Annotated in this window: 12 protein-coding genes; 6 read left to right on the top strand and 6 right to left on the bottom strand. The window is 63.3% G+C overall.

What is annotated here, in order from left to right; all coding sequences use genetic code 11:
• Positions 1-21: 21 nt before the first annotated feature.
• The 3 genes from AC1DWZ_RS15545 to AC1DWZ_RS15535 all read right to left on the bottom strand — a co-directional run bounded on the left by AC1DWZ_RS15545 (position 22) and on the right by AC1DWZ_RS15535 (position 4,188).
• Complete coding sequence (locus AC1DWZ_RS15545) at positions 22-1,218, bottom strand: DUF2336 domain-containing protein (RefSeq protein ID WP_477169831.1); 1,197 nt, start codon at positions 1,216-1,218, stop codon at positions 22-24.
• Positions 1,219-1,441: 223 nt separating this feature from the next.
• Positions 1,442-3,052, bottom strand: coding sequence for a PAS domain-containing sensor histidine kinase (locus tag AC1DWZ_RS15540; RefSeq protein WP_477169830.1), 1,611 nt, complete (start codon positions 3,050-3,052; stop codon positions 1,442-1,444).
• Positions 3,049-4,188, bottom strand: a complete 1,140-nt coding sequence (locus AC1DWZ_RS15535) for a DUF2336 domain-containing protein (protein WP_477169829.1) — start codon at positions 4,186-4,188, stop codon at positions 3,049-3,051. The genes AC1DWZ_RS15540 and AC1DWZ_RS15535 overlap by 4 nt, the downstream gene beginning before the upstream one ends.
• A 437-nt stretch (positions 4,189-4,625) precedes the next feature.
• On the opposite strand from AC1DWZ_RS15535, the gene AC1DWZ_RS15530 reads away from it, so the two are divergent.
• Positions 4,626-5,978: a caspase family protein gene (locus tag AC1DWZ_RS15530; RefSeq protein ID WP_477169828.1), complete on the top strand. Its 1,353-nt coding sequence runs from the start codon at positions 4,626-4,628 to the stop codon at positions 5,976-5,978.
• A 21-nt stretch (positions 5,979-5,999) separates the two neighbouring features.
• Here AC1DWZ_RS15530 and AC1DWZ_RS15525 read toward each other — a convergent pair whose 3' ends face one another.
• Positions 6,000-8,303, bottom strand: a complete 2,304-nt coding sequence (locus AC1DWZ_RS15525; protein ID WP_477169827.1) for a PAS domain-containing protein — start codon at positions 8,301-8,303, stop codon at positions 6,000-6,002.
• 241 nt (positions 8,304-8,544) lie between these two features.
• Between AC1DWZ_RS15525 and AC1DWZ_RS15520 the strand changes: the two genes are divergently transcribed.
• Positions 8,545-9,756, top strand: coding sequence for a PAS domain-containing sensor histidine kinase (locus AC1DWZ_RS15520; protein WP_477169826.1), 1,212 nt, complete (start codon positions 8,545-8,547; stop codon positions 9,754-9,756).
• Between the two features lie 83 nt (positions 9,757-9,839).
• Here the strand turns inward: AC1DWZ_RS15520 and AC1DWZ_RS15515 are convergent, their stop codons facing one another.
• Both AC1DWZ_RS15515 and AC1DWZ_RS15510 read right to left on the bottom strand, forming a co-directional pair.
• Complete coding sequence (locus AC1DWZ_RS15515) at positions 9,840-10,496, bottom strand: hypothetical protein (protein ID WP_477169825.1); 657 nt, start codon at positions 10,494-10,496, stop codon at positions 9,840-9,842.
• A 122-nt stretch (positions 10,497-10,618) separates the two neighbouring features.
• Positions 10,619-11,203, bottom strand: coding sequence for a pyridoxamine 5'-phosphate oxidase family protein (locus AC1DWZ_RS15510; RefSeq protein ID WP_477169824.1), 585 nt, complete (start codon positions 11,201-11,203; stop codon positions 10,619-10,621).
• A gap of 296 nt (positions 11,204-11,499) precedes the next feature.
• On the opposite strand from AC1DWZ_RS15510, the gene AC1DWZ_RS15505 reads away from it, so the two are divergent.
• The 4 genes from AC1DWZ_RS15505 to AC1DWZ_RS15490 all read left to right on the top strand — a co-directional run bounded on the left by AC1DWZ_RS15505 (position 11,500) and on the right by AC1DWZ_RS15490 (position 16,954).
• A complete protein-coding gene (locus tag AC1DWZ_RS15505; RefSeq protein WP_477169823.1) occupies positions 11,500-13,107 on the top strand; it encodes a carboxyl transferase domain-containing protein in 1,608 nt (535 codons plus the stop codon).
• A 12-nt stretch (positions 13,108-13,119) separates the two neighbouring features.
• Entirely contained in the window at positions 13,120-13,902 is a 783-nt protein-coding gene (locus tag AC1DWZ_RS15500; protein WP_477169822.1) for an enoyl-CoA hydratase-related protein, read from the top strand.
• A gap of 155 nt (positions 13,903-14,057) precedes the next feature.
• A complete protein-coding gene (locus AC1DWZ_RS15495; protein WP_477169821.1) occupies positions 14,058-16,040 on the top strand; it encodes an acetyl/propionyl/methylcrotonyl-CoA carboxylase subunit alpha in 1,983 nt (660 codons plus the stop codon).
• Positions 16,037-16,954 (top strand): hydroxymethylglutaryl-CoA lyase, encoded by a 918-nt coding sequence (locus AC1DWZ_RS15490; protein ID WP_477169820.1) that lies wholly within the window; start codon positions 16,037-16,039, stop codon positions 16,952-16,954. The genes AC1DWZ_RS15495 and AC1DWZ_RS15490 overlap by 4 nt, the downstream gene beginning before the upstream one ends.
• The last annotated feature ends 24 nt before the right edge of the window (positions 16,955-16,978 follow it).

Below are 16,978 nucleotides of genomic sequence, written 5' to 3'. Positions count from 1 at the left end.
GTATCGCAGGTCAATAGATGGTCAGGCAGGCTCGGTCATCTGTACAGGATCGTCCCGCTGGCCGGCCTCATCGAGGGTGAGGGGCACCGCATCCTCGCTCTCGGTGAGGGAATCGCGCGCCGATTCGCGGCGCCAGCGGGCGATGATGGCGCTGGCTTGAGTGGGTTCCGTGCGGTCGAAGAAGTCCAGCGCTTGCCCCAGATCGGCAGCGCCAATGCCGGTGGCGCGCGACTTCAGCTTGCGCGCCAGCAGATAGATCTGGGCGAACTCATCGCGGCGGAGACCGATGGCACGGGCGATGAGCGCGATGCTGTCGCCGCCATTCTCGCTCATCAGTTTGCGCACCAGCCCCATCCGCAGGTTGCCAAGGTGGGCGAGCTGCGCCTGGAACAAGGCAAGGTTGCCACCCCGCAGTGCACTGATCATCGAGGCGGGCGTCAGCTCAATCTCTTCGGGTTTTGCCGGCCGGTCTGTTTCCATCTCGCCGGCGGTTTCATCCTGCAAGGGGTCCACATGCTCCACCGCAGGCATCGGCTGCGCCTTCTGCCCATAGACCGGCCGCTGGGGCGAGGCCGCCATGGCATCGAACAGGAAGCGCTGGTTCAGGCTCTCGCAAATGACGGGATCGGCCCAGCTCATCATGTCTTCGGCCAGGGTCTCCGGCAGCTCGCGGCGTGCTGCCACCAATGCCTGCAGCTCGACATCGGTCATCGCCACCAGTGCGGCTGCCGACAAGGCGGGGATCGAGAAGGGCGCATCCGGATTGGCCAGTAGCTTGCGGAAAATCTCCGGCTCTTCCAGGCGTGCCAGCGCGTCGACGACAGCAATGGTCTGCGTCTTCCGCGTGGCGATTGTGGCGCCGTGCGTCGCTCCCTTGTCCTCGATGATGGCGATGAGGTCGCTGGGCTCCAGCCGGTTGGTGGCAAAGAGGACGGGCGAGGCGATCTCGATCTCATCCTCCGCAAAGACCCGCAACAGTTCCGGTTCGGCCAGCGTCGAGCCGGCAATCTCGTAGGCAAGCGGCAGTCGGGCCTCGGCCAAGGTCTTGGGCCGCAAGACCCGCAGGATCTCGGCCAGCATCACTTTTTCCTTGGGCTTCATGATCGAGCCACGGCGCCAGAACAGCCGGGTGAGCAAGGCAAACATCTTCGACCGGCCTTCCGGCGACCGGTCGCGTGCCACCTGACCCAGTTCCTTGAGGTCGAAGCCCTCGCTCACACCCACGCGCTCCCGACTCACCGAAAGATCAACATCATTGGTACCCCGCGGCATGAGGCGGGTAAAGTTTTTGCTCGATTTGATGCAGCTTGATGCAGCGAGTTCGCTCTGCCTACCCCCTCTCCCTAACCCTCCCCTACGTTGGGGGGAGGGAACTAGAGCGAGGTCGGCATGGCAAACTGCTCCCTCCCCCCAACGTAGGGGAGGGTCGGGGAGAGGGGGTTTACTTCACCGGCGTGAGATGTGACCCATCGATCACCCGGCTGGATGGCAGGATGACGATGGCGCGGGTGCCTTCGCCCAGCGTGCTTTCAAGCCGCAGGTCGCCGCCATGGAGCCGGGCCAGGCTCAGGGATAAGGTAAGGCCGAGGCCGGTGCCTTCATATTTGCGGTTGAGGCCGCTATCGGCCTGCGAGAAGGGGTGCATGACCCGGTCCATATCCTCGGCGGCGATGCCGATGCCGGTATCTGTGACAGTCAGGATCAAATCGCCCGGCCGGTTGAGGCCGGCCCCGAGCGTGATGCGCCCGCCGCGCGGTGTGAACTTGACGGCGTTGGCCAGCAGATTGGCCAGGATCTGCTTCAGCTTGCGCTTGTCGGCATGGAGCCTGGGCAGGCGTGCCGGCAGGTCGATCTTGAGCTCAAGCCCCTGGGCCTGCAGCCGGTCCTGAATGAGGCGGGACACGGAATCGAACAATTCCTCGATATTGCAGGCGCTCTCATTGATCTCGGCCTGGCCGTTCTCGATGCGCGATACATCCAGGATGTCGTTGATGATGCCCATCAAATTGACGGCGCTGCCATGGATATCGCGCACATAGGTCCGGTATTCGGGATTTTCGACCGGGCCGAGAAGGCCCATGCGCATGACGTCGGCAAAGCCGATGATGGCGTTCAAGGGCGTCATCAGCTCATGGCTCATATTGGCCAGGAACTGCGACTTCGCCCGGTTGGCGGTTTCGGCGGTTTCCTTGGCGGCGCGCAGACCCTCTTCACGCCGGGTGAGCTCGGTGATGTCGGAGGCCGAGCCGCGATAGCCGCTCAAGGCACCGGTTGCCGGATCGAAGACGGGCAGCGCGCTCATCAGGAACAGCTTGCGCTTGCCGGTGGCGTCTTCGGCGTCGAAGGGCAGGTCGCGGAACGGAGACAGTTTTTGAAGCCGGCGCTGCAAATTGCTACGCAGCGCGGCCGATGCCACCAAATCCAGGAGGTTCCGGCCAACCAATTGCTGCGGCACCATCCCCAAGGCGCCGACAACACGCTGGGTCACCAGGCGCAGATTGAGCGCCGCATCGGTCTCCCACATCCAATCGGAAGAAAGACGGATGAAATCCATATGCCGATCGAGCGCGACCGCCGTCTCGTCGCGGCCGGTCATGCCGTCCTGCAGCAAGGTCAGCATGCCGCCGAACCCGGTCAGCAGGCCACCGGCTTCGATCATCGGCTCGAAGCGTGCGCGCAGGCGCTGCATGGCGCCGCCGGCCGGGAAATCCCAGTCGCGGAACACGGTGGTACGGCGGAAATCCACTTCCTCGGCGATCTCGGCCAAGCGCAGGCGCTCGCCAATGGTGCCGCCATCGATCCTGGTCTCGGCAATGCGCCGGCAGGCGGGATTGGCCCAGCTGATCTGGCCCTTCGGGTCGCACATCATCATGGCGGGGCCGAATTCGAGCAGTTCCTGGCGGAAAAGCTCGTTGAGCTTGTTCGGCGAGGCTGCTGCTTCGTTGGCCGGGCTGACCCGGACCTCGGCAACACGCCCATCCGACACTTTAGGCGCGCCGACGGCGGCAGCACTCTGAGTAAAACTGGGCGCCAAGGGCGTGACTTTGTTCATGCGCGTTTCTTCTCCTGCCCTTCTTCGATGGAGCGGATGGCGAACAGATAATCAGGATCGCGACGCCAGCGCGTCAAGACAGTATCGGCCGCCGCATGCGTCAGCCGGTCGAAAAACTCCAATGCCCGGCCGAGTTCCGCCGGCGCAAAGCCCGCTTGCCCAGCACGGGCGCGCCGGGTCAGCAGGAATATGGTGGCGAATTCCTCGCGGTTGAGGCCGATGCCGCGAGCAGCGACCGCCAGCCCCTGGCCACCCGGCTCATAGGCCAGGCGATTGATCAGTTTCAAGCGTAGCCCGCACATTTCTGCGAACATCGCCTCGAACAATTGCACTTCGCCCTTGCGCAAGGTCTGCAGCAGCAGGCGCGGGGTCAGCTGGCGGGCATCGCCGAGGGCACGACTGAGGACCGCTGCGGCACTGTCGGCTTCAGATTCTGCCACGGCTTCAGCGATTTCCTCTTTAACCACCGGCTCCAGCCGGTCATCCAGCGCGTCAATGTCGATCTCAAAGCGCTCAACGAGCGCCTGGCGCAGTGAGGCCGCCACCCAATAAACCATGCGGCGGGCAAGCTCGGCCGGCAGGTCGCGGCGGCGTACCAATGGCTCCTGGAACTCGTCGAGGGTCTTCGATTGTTCGACCAGATAGGCCAGCGTGATGCGCGCGATATTGGCGTCCTGGTTCTCGAGAAGTGCGCGGATGACGTCGCGGTCACCGGTCTCGACCAGCGCGTCGCTGACCGGGCTGGTGACGTCGCGCCTCATGGCGACGGCCAGAATATGCTGGCGCGAGCGGTGGCGGATGATTTCGATGAGATCGACATCCTGCAAGGCGTTCGAGCGCATCAGGATCGGTGTTGCCACCTCGATCTCGTCATTGGCAAGCAGCACGGCAAGCTCGCGCGGCAGGCCCGGCGCGTCGGCCAGCTTCAGGCTCAGCTTGCGCCTGACGTCGCGCGCCACTTCGCCGATCAGTTTTTCCAGAATGTCGAGCATGAGGGCGCGTTCCTGCGCGCTCACCACATCGTGGCGGTCGTGGAACAGATCGCCGATGACGGCAAAGAGTTCGGCCCGTCCCTCATCGGACCGAAGCCGTGCCAGTGCCAGCAATTGTGCGCCGTCGATATCGTCGTTAGCCATCACCGTGCTGCAAGGGATTCATGGGCGCCTTACACGCTAGAGCACATCCCATTCACCCTCGGCAGATCCCCCCGATAAGCCCCGATGACTGAAGGCTAAAGTTTGTTAATGGTTAAAGTCAATCTAATTTGCGAAGAATGACACCTACTTATATGATTCGTAAGACAATTTTTTTATCTAAAATGCGATCTAACCACTGGATCAGGGGCACGAGGGAGGGTTGAGGACTAAATACTGTGTATTTAGGACAAAGTGACACTTTCATCTCAGCTTCGCTTTCCGGTCGGCGGCCCCGTCCCTTCCACTCACCGGACTGTGTTCCCGCTCACTGCCGTTGCGGGCCTATTCGCGCTACATTGAAAGGTATGAGATTGATGGGACGCCATATCCTACTTCCCTTAGTCCGCTGGCCGTCTGTGCCGGCGGTCCTTATATTTATGGTGGCTTATCTACTGCTGGCCCCTGCCGCGATGGCGGAGCCGCGCATCGCGCTGGTCATCGGCAACGGCAAATACGGCAAGGAGATCGGGTCCCTCGTCAACCCGCCCAACGATGCCAACCTGATGGCCGACCGTTTGAACACCCTCGGCTTCAAGGTGACCAAGCTGGTCAATGGCGACCAGAAGGCGATGAAGCGGGCGATCGTCGATTTCGGCGAAGCCCTGACCGCTGCCGGCCCGGACGCCGTCGGCCTCTTCTTCTATGCCGGCCACGGCATTGCCGTCGACGGCGCCAACTATCTCATTCCCGTAGGTGCCCAGCTGACCCGCGAGGCTGATGCCGAGATCGAGGCGGTTAATGCCGATTGGGTGCTGAAGCAGATGCAGTTCGCCTCTGCGCGGGTCAACATCATCATCCTTGATGCCTGTCGCAACAACCCGCTGCCCCGCTCGATGCGCTCGGCCAGCCGCGGCCTTGAGCGCATGGACGCGCCCGCCGGCTCCTTCGTCGGCTATTCGACGGCGCCGGGCGAAGTCGCGGCTGATGGCGACGGCAAGAACTCGCCCTATACCAGCGCCCTGGTCGCAGAACTCGGCAAGCCCGGCGTCGCCATCGAGGAAGCGTTCCGCAATGTGCGCGTCGACGTCATGGCGAAGACCGATTCCCAGCAAGTGCCGTGGGATTCCTCGTCGCTGACCGGCGCCTTCTACTTCCAGCCCGGCACCAAGCCTGCTGCGATATCGGCGAGCGCCGAGGAGAAATTCTGGGATGACGTGAAAAGCAGCCAGGACGCGACCGAGTTTGACGCCTATCTCGCGCGCTTCCCCGATGGCGAGCACGCCGATCTGGCGCGCAGCCGTGCCGCACGCCTGCGCGCGACATCGGGAAAACAGACGGAACGCAGCCCGGCGACGCCAGCGCCCGCAACGACCACCACAACGGCCACCACCAAGGCAGCGACGGCGAGTGCGCCCGAACCTGCGCCCGTGCCGGAAACCCAGGTGGCTGCCATCGAGCCGCCTCCCCCGGCGCCCGTCGCCAACAGCGACCCCAACGCTGCCTTCCAGCTTTCCGAAAAGGTCAGCGGCCAGCTCAAGATCTATCTGTCGCAATTGCAGAACCGGGCCGGCGCCTTTGCCGTCTCGCCGGACGGGCAATTCTCCGGCTCCTTCATCTGCGAAGAAGTGGGCTTGTGCATCCCCGGCAAGAAGGGCGATCCGCGCAATACCGACCGCCGCTACCCGCAGAAGACCGCCTTGATGAAATGCGGCAATGTCTCGAAGCAGGAATGCGTCCTGGTGCTGATCCGCGACGACGAGCGGCATCCCTACACATTGGCTGGCCAGTAAGCATATCAGGCAATAACGAGATCAGGCGATCTGGGCTTCTTCGCGGCCGCGCACGCGGCTGGCCGGGAAGCGCAGCACGACGCGCGTGCCATGGCCGGCCTCGCTGCTGAGGTCGATCGATCCACCGTGCAATTCCATCAGCCGCTTGGTGATGGCAAGTCCCAGCCCGGTCCCGCCGAACCGCCGGCTGATCGTGGCATCGGCCTGGTGGAAGGCCGAGAACAGATGCTGCATCGCCTCCTTGGTCATGCCGATCCCGGTATCGCGGATGACGATCAGGAAGTCGCCGCCATCGCCCTGCCGTGCGGAGAGATAGACGATCCGGTCAGGTGGTGAGAATTTGACCGCATTGGTGAGGACATTGAGCAGCACCTGCGCCACAGCGCGGGCATCGGCATGGAGCAGCGGCAGGCCGCTCGCATAATTGCGCTCGATGCGCACATGGCCCTCGTCGGCGCGAGCCTGCAGCATGTTGAGACAGTCCTCGGCGACCGTGGCGACGTCGACTTCCTCCTCGAACAGCTCCACCTTGCCGGCTTCCAGCTTCGACATGTCGAGGACGTCGCCGATCAGCTTCAGGAGCATCTGCCCGCTTTTGTGAATGTCGGCGGCATAGGTCGCATAGCGGCCGGGTGCATCACCAAAATGCTGGTCGCGGATGACTTGGGAAAAGCCGATGACGGCATTAAGGGGCGTGCGCAGCTCATGGCTCATATTGGCCAGGAACTCGGTCTTCGACCGGTTGGCGATTTCAGCCGCGTTCTTGGCCTTCAGCAACTCCAGCTCGCGCTGGCGCTGTTCGGTGATGTCCTGCAGCGCCCCGCTGATCTCGATCAGCCGGCCCGTACTGTCGAAGGTCTTCTCGCAGATCGACCGCACATAGCGGATGCCGCTATAGCGTGACAGGATGCGGTATTCCTGGGTAAGGGTCGGCGCCGGCCCCCAGCGAAACGCCTCATAGCGCTGCCAGCTCCAATCGGCATCCTCGGGGTGCACGATCTTCTCGTGCCATGCCTGGTCGTCGAGCGCCACGTCCTCCGGCGCCAGTCCCAGAAGATCGGCCGTGTCGCCCGAAGATTGATAGATGCCCGGCATGCCGTCGGGGCTGTCCAGCGACAATTGCCAGGTCCAGTGGCAAAGGCCCGACATACGCAGGGAGCGCCGCAACTCCGCCTGGGCGCGCTGCAGGCTGCGTTCCGAGGCGCGCGTTTCGGTGACGTCCTGGAAGGTGCCGGCGATCTGGATGACCGTGCCGGCCTCATCGCGCAGCCGTTCGCCGGTCTCGCGGATATGCAGCACCCTGCCATCACGATGAAGGGCCCGGTATTCGATCGAATAGGCATCTTCGGCGCCATAGCGGAAGCCGGCATAAAGGGCGCGCAGCGCCTCCAGATCCTCCGGATGTGCCAGCATCTTGGCAAAAGAATCACCCTGGTTCGGCAGCTCTTCCGGCAGATAGCCGAACAAATCCTGTACCTCGTCGGAATAAGTATAGTGGCCGCGGGAATTGGTCGGGTTGAGGTGCCATTCGGCGCCGTCCGGCCGCCAGTGCCAATGGCAGAGCTTCGCCATGCGGTGTGCCAGGCGCAGATAGGTCTCGTTGCGCAGCAGTGAAATCTCGTTGCGCCGCAGTTCGGTGAGGTCGAGACCCACCTTGAGCAGCACCGCCGGCTGACCCGACGCATATTGCAGCGCCACGTTGGACCATCGGATCAGGTGCCGCTTGCCGCTCTTGGCAATCCATGATCCTTCACGAAAGACCGGCCCGGCGCTCTTGAATGCTTCGGCTTCGACCGCAGCCTCGGCACCGCTGTCGCTGGGCAGGAAGGTGCCCCGCCAGACTTCCGGCTTGGCCAGTTCCGCGCTGCTATAGCCCGACACGCGCTCAGCGACCGCATTGGCCTGCAGAAGACGGCCGTCGGCGGCCCGCAGAATAACGATAGCATCCGCCGCCTCGAAGCCGGCATCGACCAGGCGGCGTTGCGCCTCGACGGTCGCTTTGCCGGCATTGGCCAGACGGAACACGGCAACGGCCGCCAACGCGGACAGGATCAGGATCAAAATCGGCAGCGGAGATATGATTGACTCTGCCGCCTCCAGCATCGTTGCCACGATCGACGCGACGGCGAGGGCGGCAATCAATCCCAGCGTGCCAAGCAGGATTGAGGGATTGTAGATCGGCCGCGACCAGAGCGACGACAGATTGCGCGATACCTTATCTTCCTGCTGCGCGTTGCCCGGGCGTCGGGCCTTCGCTCGCGGATCGGCATTCTGCCAGATCTCGCCGCTGCCATTCTGTTCAGCTTCGATGCCGCTATCGCCCATGCCTGCCGCGCAATTTCTGCCGTCCTGAGGCCACAATCCTAGGCAAGCAGGATTAACAAGTCTTTACTCTGAATCCGGGAACCGGCCCGACAAGCATGCTGGCAGGCGAGCCGGCAAACATAGCTGGTATTTTATCTAAATGCCCTGGATCGGGATCCCGGCAGGAATGCCGTCTCTTAAGGAAATGTCAGCGAGTTGAAGAATAGAATGTACGGAATCCATTTCCGCTTGGCAGAACGTCATGGCAAAGGTCCGGCATATCAGGTCGCTGGCCCCGGAGTCGGATCAGCAGATCTACTGGCAGGCGATCGTCACCGATCTTGATGATGCCGTCATCCGTTATCGCCCCGACCTTTTATGCAAATGGTGCAACGACACTTATGCGCGCCTGCTCGGGTGTACGCAGAACGAAGTGATCGGCCGCAACCTCAGCGAATTCCTCGGCCCGGAAAGAACTGCGCTCGCTCTCGCGCGCGTTGCTGCTGTTCTGGAGCAAGGCTCGATCCGCGCCGTAGAACTGAATTGGCGCCTGCCCGACGGCACAACCCGCTGGTGGAGTTTCAATATTCAGGCGGTGAAATCGCCGGTGGATGGCAGCACCGAATTGCAATCGGTCGGCCGCGACATCCAGGCCTTGAAAGATCGCGAGGCTGAGCTGCAGACGGCCATGTGTCACCTGGGCGCGCAGGCCGTCGACATGACCCGGCTGATGCATGCGTTGAATGCGGCCAAGACCGATGCCGAATTCGCCAATGCGGCCAAATCGCGTTTCCTGGCCGGCATGAGCCACGAATTGCGGACGCCATTAAACGCCATCATTGGGTTTGCCGATATCATGAGGCTTGGCGTATTCGGGTCCCTTGGCAACCCGGCCTATGCGGAATATATCGACGATATCTGGCGTAGCGGCCGGCATTTACTGGGAATCATCTCGGATCTTCTGGACCTCTCTCGCGTCGAGTCCGGCATGCGGCGGATGCAGCCGGTCGAAATCGACCCTGCTGCCTTGGCTGAGGATGCGACGAGCATGATGCCGCCCCGCGACGGCAGCACTGTATCCGTGGCGGTCAAGGGAACCGAAAGCTGCGGTGCTTTCCAAGCCGACTCCCTTGCCATTCGCCAGGCCGTGGTCAATCTGCTCTACAACGCGCTGAAATTCACGCCGGAGACCGGCAAGGTCTGGCTCGCTTTCCATCGTCGTCCGGGCTGCGTCGAAATCGAGGTCGGCGATACGGGTCCGGGGCTGACGCCGCAACAGATCGATCTGCTGCTGTCGCCGATCGGCGACATCAATGACGACCGGTTGGTCGCGCGCAAGGGCCGCGGTACGGGCCTTGGCATCCCGATCGCGCGGACCTTGGCCGAGGCGCATGGTGGCGAGCTCCGCTTCGAGAGCGTGCCCGGTGCCGGCACCCGTGCGTATCTGAACCTGCCCCAGCCCCCAACCTGTTGATGGCCCCAACCTGTTGATGGCCCCAACCTGTTGATAGCCCCGACCTGTTGATAGCGGCCGCCTGCTGCTGCCGCTGGCCTTGACTAGGCCTGGATGTTCAGGTGAATGAGAAGGTTCTTGAACGCATCTTCGCTGGTTTCCGCCGGCTCAGCCGTCCAGGTTCCCGTCCTCATTGCTTCCTGCTGGCGCGAGATGCCCTTAAGCCCATCGACGAAATAGCGCAGCGTGCTGACCAGATGATCGGTCGCCTTCTGCTGGTCTTGCAGCGCCTGTGTTTTGCTGTCGACCGCGCGCGCTGTCGGCTGGGTCGTCTTGTCGCCGGATGGTTTGCCTGAGAGGAGAGCAGCGATGCCGCCAAGGTCGATCGAGTAACCCTGGCCCAGCCGTGCCGCCTTGGTCGTGTCGATGACTCGCTTGGCGAAACCGTCGATATCGTCGCTGCTGCCGATGAACGCCGTCGTCCCGTGACTGTTCTGGACTGCAATCGGGTCGACGATACTGAGATCGTAGGCGAGCGTGAAACTATTGTCGCCCACGGATTTCTCATAAAGCGTGTTGGCAACCGCGCTGATGGAGAGGAGAATTGACCCGTTGCCTTCCGCGTCCCGATACTCTGCCGAGAAACCGGCAAGGCTGCCCGTCTCGTCGAACTGCTTCTTGGCCTTGGCCGTCATGTCCTTGATGGCCTGCCCGAGTTCGGGATTGGTCAGCAGCTGATTGCGCGCCGAGGTAACAGACATGGGGAATTCCTCTGGCCCAGTCATGCCGACAGTCATGCCGACCATGAACAGTCGAAGATTCGTGGACTCCGTCAGCAGGCACCCGAAATGACCGGCATGCAAGAGAATAACGAACGATCTCTCTACACCTCGGAAATCCCGGCCCCCGATATTCCGGCCCCCGATATTCCGGTCGGCAGGCCGTCGATACTGGCCTCGTTCTTCTGGCGCCAATAGGCTTCGATCCCGTCGGCACCCTTGGCCTCGGCCCAGCGATCGAGCGTGTCGCGTTCGCCCCGATAGTCGAAGAGCGGCACCCCGAAACCGCAGGACGTCTGCACCAGGTCGATGTCCAATTTGACGATCTGCCGCGCCCCCAGCGGCGCGCGCCCGTCGTAGCTGACCGCCAGCATCTGACTATAGGCCTCGCTCTGCCGGTGGAGGACGGACCCGCGGCCATAAAGCCGCAGGATGTTCGGTGCGCCTTCGACGGCACAGAACATGAGGGTGAGCCGGCCATCTGCCTTAAGATGTGCGGCCGTTTCGTTGCCGCTGCCGGTGCGGTCCAGATAGGCGACACAATTGGCGTTGATGATGCGCAGGGCATCGGTGCTGCGCGGGGATATATTCACCCGCGTGCCGGCTGCGGCCGACCCGGTGAAAAAGATGTGCTGTCGCAGAATGAAATCGCGATGCTTTTCCTCGATCCGTTCGAAACGCTGTGCCATTCGGCTCCTCTCTTGCAGTGCAATACGTCTTGATCGGACCAGCATCGCGTGCGGTACCGGCCTGTGCAACCCCGATTCCCCGTCAAGCCGGCGCGGCTTCGCCCGAATAGCTTAAAAAACTGCGCGCCGCCCTGGCCCCGCGACACAATCGCAACGAACGAGGTGTTTTTGCGGTCACTCTCTTCCACACCATAGTGCCGGTGAAAAAAGACTACCCAAGTCGGGGTGAAGCCGGGATGATTGGACGGTTACGCATGACGGCTCCCCTGAAAAGGCTCCCTTGATAAGGATAGGCGATGACGGTGCTGAAATCGGCCATCAATACCAATGCGGAAGAGGCGCAAGCCAATGCCGCTGCGATGGCAGCCTTGGTCGCCGATCTCGACCGGCTGTTGGCCGAGGTGGGCGAGGGCGGTGGGCCGGATGCGCGCAAGCGTCACATGTCGCGCGGCAAGCTGCTCCCGCGTGAGCGCATCCAGCGCCTGCTCGATCCCGGAACACCCTTTCTCGAACTCTCCAGCCTCGCCGCCCATGGCGTCTATGCGGACAATGTCCCGGCGGCGGGTTTGCTCACCGGCATCGGCCGTGTCGCCGGCCGGCTCTGCGTCATCGTCTGCAACGATGCGACGGTGAAAGGCGGCACCTACTATCCGCTCACGGTGAAAAAGCATCTGCGCGCGCAGGAGATCGCCGCCGAAAATGGTCTGCCCTGCATCTATCTGGTGGATTCCGGCGGCGCCAATCTGCCCAACCAGGACCAGGTCTTCCCTGACCGCGATCATTTCGGCCGCATCTTCTTCAACCAGGCCAACATGTCGGCCGCCGGCATTGCGCAAATTGCCGTGGTCATGGGCTCCTGCACCGCGGGCGGTGCCTATGTGCCGGCCATGTCGGACGAAAGCATCATCGTGCGCAACCAGGGTACCATCTTTCTGGGCGGCCCGCCCTTGGTGAAGGCCGCGACGGGCGAGGAGGTCAGTGCCGAGGATCTCGGCGGCGGCGATCTTCATGCGCGCCGCTCCGGTGTCGTCGATCATCTGGCCGACAGCGATTGGGATGCACTCGACCGTTGCCGCGGCATCATCGGACGGCTCGGGTACAAGACACCTGCCAACCCGCCTGCCCAGGCGGCACAGGAGCCGCTTTACGATCCGGCCGACCTCGGTGCCGTCGTGCCCACCGACGCCCGCAAGCCCTTTGACGTGCGCGATGTCATCGCCCGCATCGTCGATGGGTCGGCCTTCGACGAGTTCAAGCAGACCTATGGCGAAACCCTGGTGTGCGGCTTTGCCCATCTTTATGGCCATCAGGTGGGCATCGTCGCGAACAACGGCATCTTGTTTTCGGAATCGGCCCTGAAGGGCACGCATTTCGTGGAACTGTGCGGCCAGCGCCGCATCCCGCTCATCTTCCTGCAGAACATCACCGGCTTCATGGTCGGCCGGAAATATGAAGCCGGCGGCATCGCCAAGGACGGCGCCAAGCTGGTGACCGCTGTCTCGACCGTCGCTGTCCCGAAACTGACCGTCATCATCGGTGGGTCGTTCGGTGCCGGCAATTACGGCATGTGTGGCCGCGCCTTTGGCCCGCGCTTCCTGTTCATGTGGCCCAATGCCCGCATCTCGGTCATGGGCGGCGAACAGGCTGCTTCCGTGCTGGCGCAGGTGAAGCGTGATAATTTCACGGCGAAGGGCGAGACCTGGGCGGCGGCCGACGAGGAAAAGTTCAAGCAGCCGATCCGCGATCAATATGAGAAACAGGGCCATCCTTATTATGCCTCGGCGCGCCTCTGGGATGACGGCATTGTCGCACCGGCCGATACCCGCCGCGTGCTGGGCCTCAGCCTGGAAGCCGCTCTGCAACAGCCGATCCCGGAAACCCGGTTCGGCATCTTCCGTATGTGAGCAACAGAGATCATGACCGATATCGACCTCATCAAATCCGGCCGCGTGGCGCAGATCGTCATCAACCGGCCGGAGCGCCATAACGCCCTCGACATCACGATGATCGACGAGCTCCATGCGGCGCTCGATCAGGTGGCGGCGGACCAGAATATCCGTGTGCTGCAGTTGCGCGCCCGCGGCGCCAACTTCTGTGCCGGTGCTGACATCAACTGGATGCGCCGCATGGCGGAATACGATGCCGCCAGCAACATCGCTGACGCCAAGCGTCTTGCCGGATTGTTCGAGAAGATCGCCTTCATGGCTATGCCCACTATCGCCGTGGTGAACGGGCCTGCCTATGGCGGCGGCATCGGTCTCGTCTCGGCCTGCGATTTTGCGGTGGCGGCACCCAATGCCGAGTTCGTCCTCTCAGAAGTAAAACTCGGCCTTATCCCGGCCGTGATCAGCCCGCACATCATCCGGGCCATCGGCGCCAATGCGGCCAAGCGCCTGTTCCTGACTGGTGCCAAATTCGGGGCCGCCGAGGCACAGCGCCTGGGTCTTTTGAGCGATGTCGTGCCGGCCGATCAACTGGATGCGGCAGTTGAGACGCTCACCAAACAGCTGCTGGAGAACGCACCGGAAGCCATGGCGGAGGCCAAGGAACTGGTGCAGTTCGTGGCCTCTCATCCCCTGGGTCGCGAGGTTATCGACGGCACCGCAGAACGCATCGCCAAGCGCCGCGCCAGCGCCGAAGGCAAGGAAGGCCTCACCGCCTTCCTCGAAAAACGCACGCCAAGCTGGCGGCAGTCATGATCTCTCTGCAGCACCCCTCACCCCAACCCCTCTCCCCATTTCATGGGGCGAGGGGCTTTGCAGCAGACTCGGTCGGAACTCCCTCGCCCCGCGATAGCGGGGAGAGGGTCGGGGTGAGGGGCCTTTCGACACGCCGCATGTCTGGAGCCCACTAGATGTTCACCAAGATCCTCATCGCCAACCGGGGCGAAATTGCTTGCCGTGTCATGGCGACCGCCAGGCGCATGGGGATCGCGACGGTGGCTGTCTATTCCGAGGCTGACGCCCAGGCCCAGCATGTGCAGCGCGCGGATGAAGCTGTGCTGATCGGCCCGGCGCCGGCGCGTGAGTCCTATCTCAACATCGCGCGCATCATCGAAGCCGCCAGGGCAACCGGCGCCGAAGCCATCCATCCCGGCTATGGCTTCCTTTCGGAGAATGCCGGTTTTGCCGACGCCATCGCCAAGGCGGGTCTCGTTTTCATCGGCCCGCCGGCCAAGGCCATTCAGGCGATGGGTGCCAAGGATGCGGCGAAGGTCCTGATGCGCAAGGCGGGCGTGCCTGTGGTGCCGGGTTACGAAGGCAGTGCGCAGGACGATGCAACGCTCACCAAGGCCGCTGCCGGCATCGGCTATCCGGTGCTGATCAAGGCCGTGATGGGTGGCGGCGGTCGCGGCATGCGGCGTGTCGACCGGGCAGAGGATCTGACCGAAGCCCTGGCGTCTGCGCGGCGCGAGGCGCAATCGGCCTTCGGCGATGCTGCCGTCCTTATTGAAAAATACCTGACCCGGCCGCGCCATATCGAAGTTCAGGTCTTTGCCGATACGCATGGACAGGTGGTGCACCTCTATGAGCGCGATTGTTCCCTGCAGCGCCGCCACCAGAAGGTGATCGAGGAGGCGCCCGCACCGGGTCTCACCGACAACATTCGCCAGCGCATGACCGATGCCGCCATCGCCGCCGCCAAAGCCATCGACTATGTCGGGGCCGGCACGGTCGAGTTCATCGCCGAGGCTGACAATCTCGATCATTTCTACTTCATGGAAATGAACACGCGCCTGCAGGTCGAACATCCGGTGACCGAGATGGTGACCGGCCTCGACCTCGTCGAATGGCAGTTGCGGGTGGCAAGCGGCGAGAAACTGCCGCGCGCGCAGAAGGATATCGAGCTCTGTGGCCATGCGATCGAAGCCCGCATCTGTGCCGAGGATCCGTCGCGCGATTTCCGTCCGGAAACCGGGCCGATCCTCGACTGGCAGGTGCCGCAGGGGCCGGGCCTGCGTCTCGATGCCGGCATCGCGGTCGGCAGCGCCATCGGCAGCCACTATGATTCCCTGCTGGGCAAGCTCATCGCCTCGGGCGCCGACCGCACTGAGGCCGTCGGGCGCCTCACCGCGGCACTACAGGCAACACGGCTTGCCGGCATCGCCAGCAATCTCGATCTCCTGGCCCGCGCCAGTGCCCACGCCGACTTCCGGTCGGGCCGCATCGATACCGGCTTCATCGCCGACCATGCCGGCGAATTGCTGGCAGCCACCGCACCCGACGACACGGCCTGGGCGATCCTGGCCTTGAATGAACAGCTCCGCCTGCGCAGTGCCGATCCATCGCCCTGGGCAGCCACCGACAATTGGCGCTTGGGCGGCCCCGTCGCCCTCGACTGGCATTTCGAATGGGGTGGCGCGGATCACCTGGTGTCGCTGCTGACATTGCGCGGCGGCTGGCGCGCGGAGAGCCGCGACCTGCGCCTGATCGCGCAGGGTGACAACCTTCTCCAGGTGGAAGTGGATGGCCGTCAGGTGACGGCCCATCTCCATGCCGATGGCCCCTGGCGCTGGCTGCAGATCGGGTCCCGTCGTTGGCGTCTCCGCGCCCTGGGATCGTTTGGCCGGGCGCCGGCCCGGCGCGACAATGTCGGCGCGCGCACGGCGACCGTGCTGGCGCCGATGCCGGGCCGCATCGTGGCATTACAGGCCAAGATCGGCGACACGGTCGCCCCGGGCCAGATCGTGCTGCGCCTTGAGGCCATGAAGATGGAGCACAATCTCGCGGCCAGCATCGTAGGGCAAGTCGCCAGCATCCTGGTCAACCCGGGTGATCAGGTGGTCGAGGGGGCGGAGCTCATGCGCATCGACGCGGCGCCCGAGGTCGCGACATGAACCTGCCCAAGAAGGTCCGCATCGTCGAAGTGGGTCCGCGCGACGGCTTGCAGAATGAAAAGGCCGCGGTCTCGACCGCCGTCAAGATCCGGATGATCGAGGACCTCGCCGCGGCAGGGCTGACGGAGATCGAGGCCGGCGCCTTCGTCTCGCCGAAATGGGTCCCGCAGATGGCGGATTCCGCCGCGGTGCTTGCCGGCCTCACACGGGATCCCGCGAAAAGCTATCCGGTGCTCGTTCCCAACCTGCAAGGCTTTGAGGCCGCCATCGCGGCCGGCGCCCGTGAGGTTGCGATCTTCGCTGCCGCCAGCGAAAGCTTCTCGCGCAAGAACACCAATTGTTCCATTGCCGAAAGCCTCGAGCGCTTCCGCCCGGTGATGGAGCGTGCGGGGCAGGTTGGGATACCTGTCCGGGGCTATGTTTCCTGCGTCCTCGGCTGTCCCTATGAGGGCGAGGTGGCACCCGCAGCCGTGGCCTCGGTCGCTAAGTCCTTGATGGAGCAGGGCTGCTACGAAATCTCGCTGGGGGATACGATCGGTGTCGGCACACCGCTCGCCACCAAGCGGATGATCGAGACGGTCGCCAAGCAAGTACCGTTCCGGCAACTCGCGGCGCATTTCCACGATACCTATGGCCAGGCGCTGGCCAATCTGCTGGCGGCGTTGCAGCTCGGCATCAGCGTCATCGACTCTTCCGTGGCGGGCCTTGGCGGCTGCCCCTATGCCAAGGGTGCTACCGGCAATGTGGCGACCGAGGATGTCGTCTTCATGCTCGATGGCATGGGCATCGAAACCGGTGTCGATCTCGATGCGCTTGCTGAAGCCGGCTGGTGTGTGCTGCGTCACATCGGACGCGAACCATCAGCGCGCGTCTCGCGCGCACTCTGGCAGAAACAGCAGAAATCACAGGCCTAAACGCGATATCACGCGATTGGTGAT

Source organism: Dongia sp. P2_B8 (assembly GCF_056404715.1).
Note: the sequence above shows the minus strand (reverse complement) of the source record. Positions and strands in the feature narration are given on the sequence as shown.

What these genes read in the sequence shown, in the direction of transcription:
- AC1DWZ_RS15540 (WP_477169830.1), bottom strand. Translation starts at nt 3,052, where the DNA reads ATGAACAAAGTCACGCCCTTGGCGCCCAGTTTTACTCAGAGTGCTGCC.
- AC1DWZ_RS15535 (WP_477169829.1), bottom strand. Translation starts at nt 4,188, where the DNA reads ATGGCTAACGACGATATCGACGGCGCACAATTGCTGGCACTGGCACGG.
- AC1DWZ_RS15530 (WP_477169828.1), top strand. Translation starts at nt 4,626, where the DNA reads ATGGTGGCTTATCTACTGCTGGCCCCTGCCGCGATGGCGGAGCCGCGC.
- AC1DWZ_RS15525 (WP_477169827.1), bottom strand. Translation starts at nt 8,303, where the DNA reads ATGGGCGATAGCGGCATCGAAGCTGAACAGAATGGCAGCGGCGAGATC.
- AC1DWZ_RS15520 (WP_477169826.1), top strand. Translation starts at nt 8,545, where the DNA reads ATGGCAAAGGTCCGGCATATCAGGTCGCTGGCCCCGGAGTCGGATCAG.
- AC1DWZ_RS15515 (WP_477169825.1), bottom strand. Translation starts at nt 10,496, where the DNA reads ATGTCTGTTACCTCGGCGCGCAATCAGCTGCTGACCAATCCCGAACTC.
- AC1DWZ_RS15510 (WP_477169824.1), bottom strand. Translation starts at nt 11,203, where the DNA reads ATGGCACAGCGTTTCGAACGGATCGAGGAAAAGCATCGCGATTTCATT.
- AC1DWZ_RS15505 (WP_477169823.1), top strand. Translation starts at nt 11,500, where the DNA reads ATGACGGTGCTGAAATCGGCCATCAATACCAATGCGGAAGAGGCGCAA.
- AC1DWZ_RS15500 (WP_477169822.1), top strand. Translation starts at nt 13,120, where the DNA reads ATGACCGATATCGACCTCATCAAATCCGGCCGCGTGGCGCAGATCGTC.
- AC1DWZ_RS15495 (WP_477169821.1), top strand. Translation starts at nt 14,058, where the DNA reads ATGTTCACCAAGATCCTCATCGCCAACCGGGGCGAAATTGCTTGCCGT.
- AC1DWZ_RS15490 (WP_477169820.1), top strand. Translation starts at nt 16,037, where the DNA reads ATGAACCTGCCCAAGAAGGTCCGCATCGTCGAAGTGGGTCCGCGCGAC.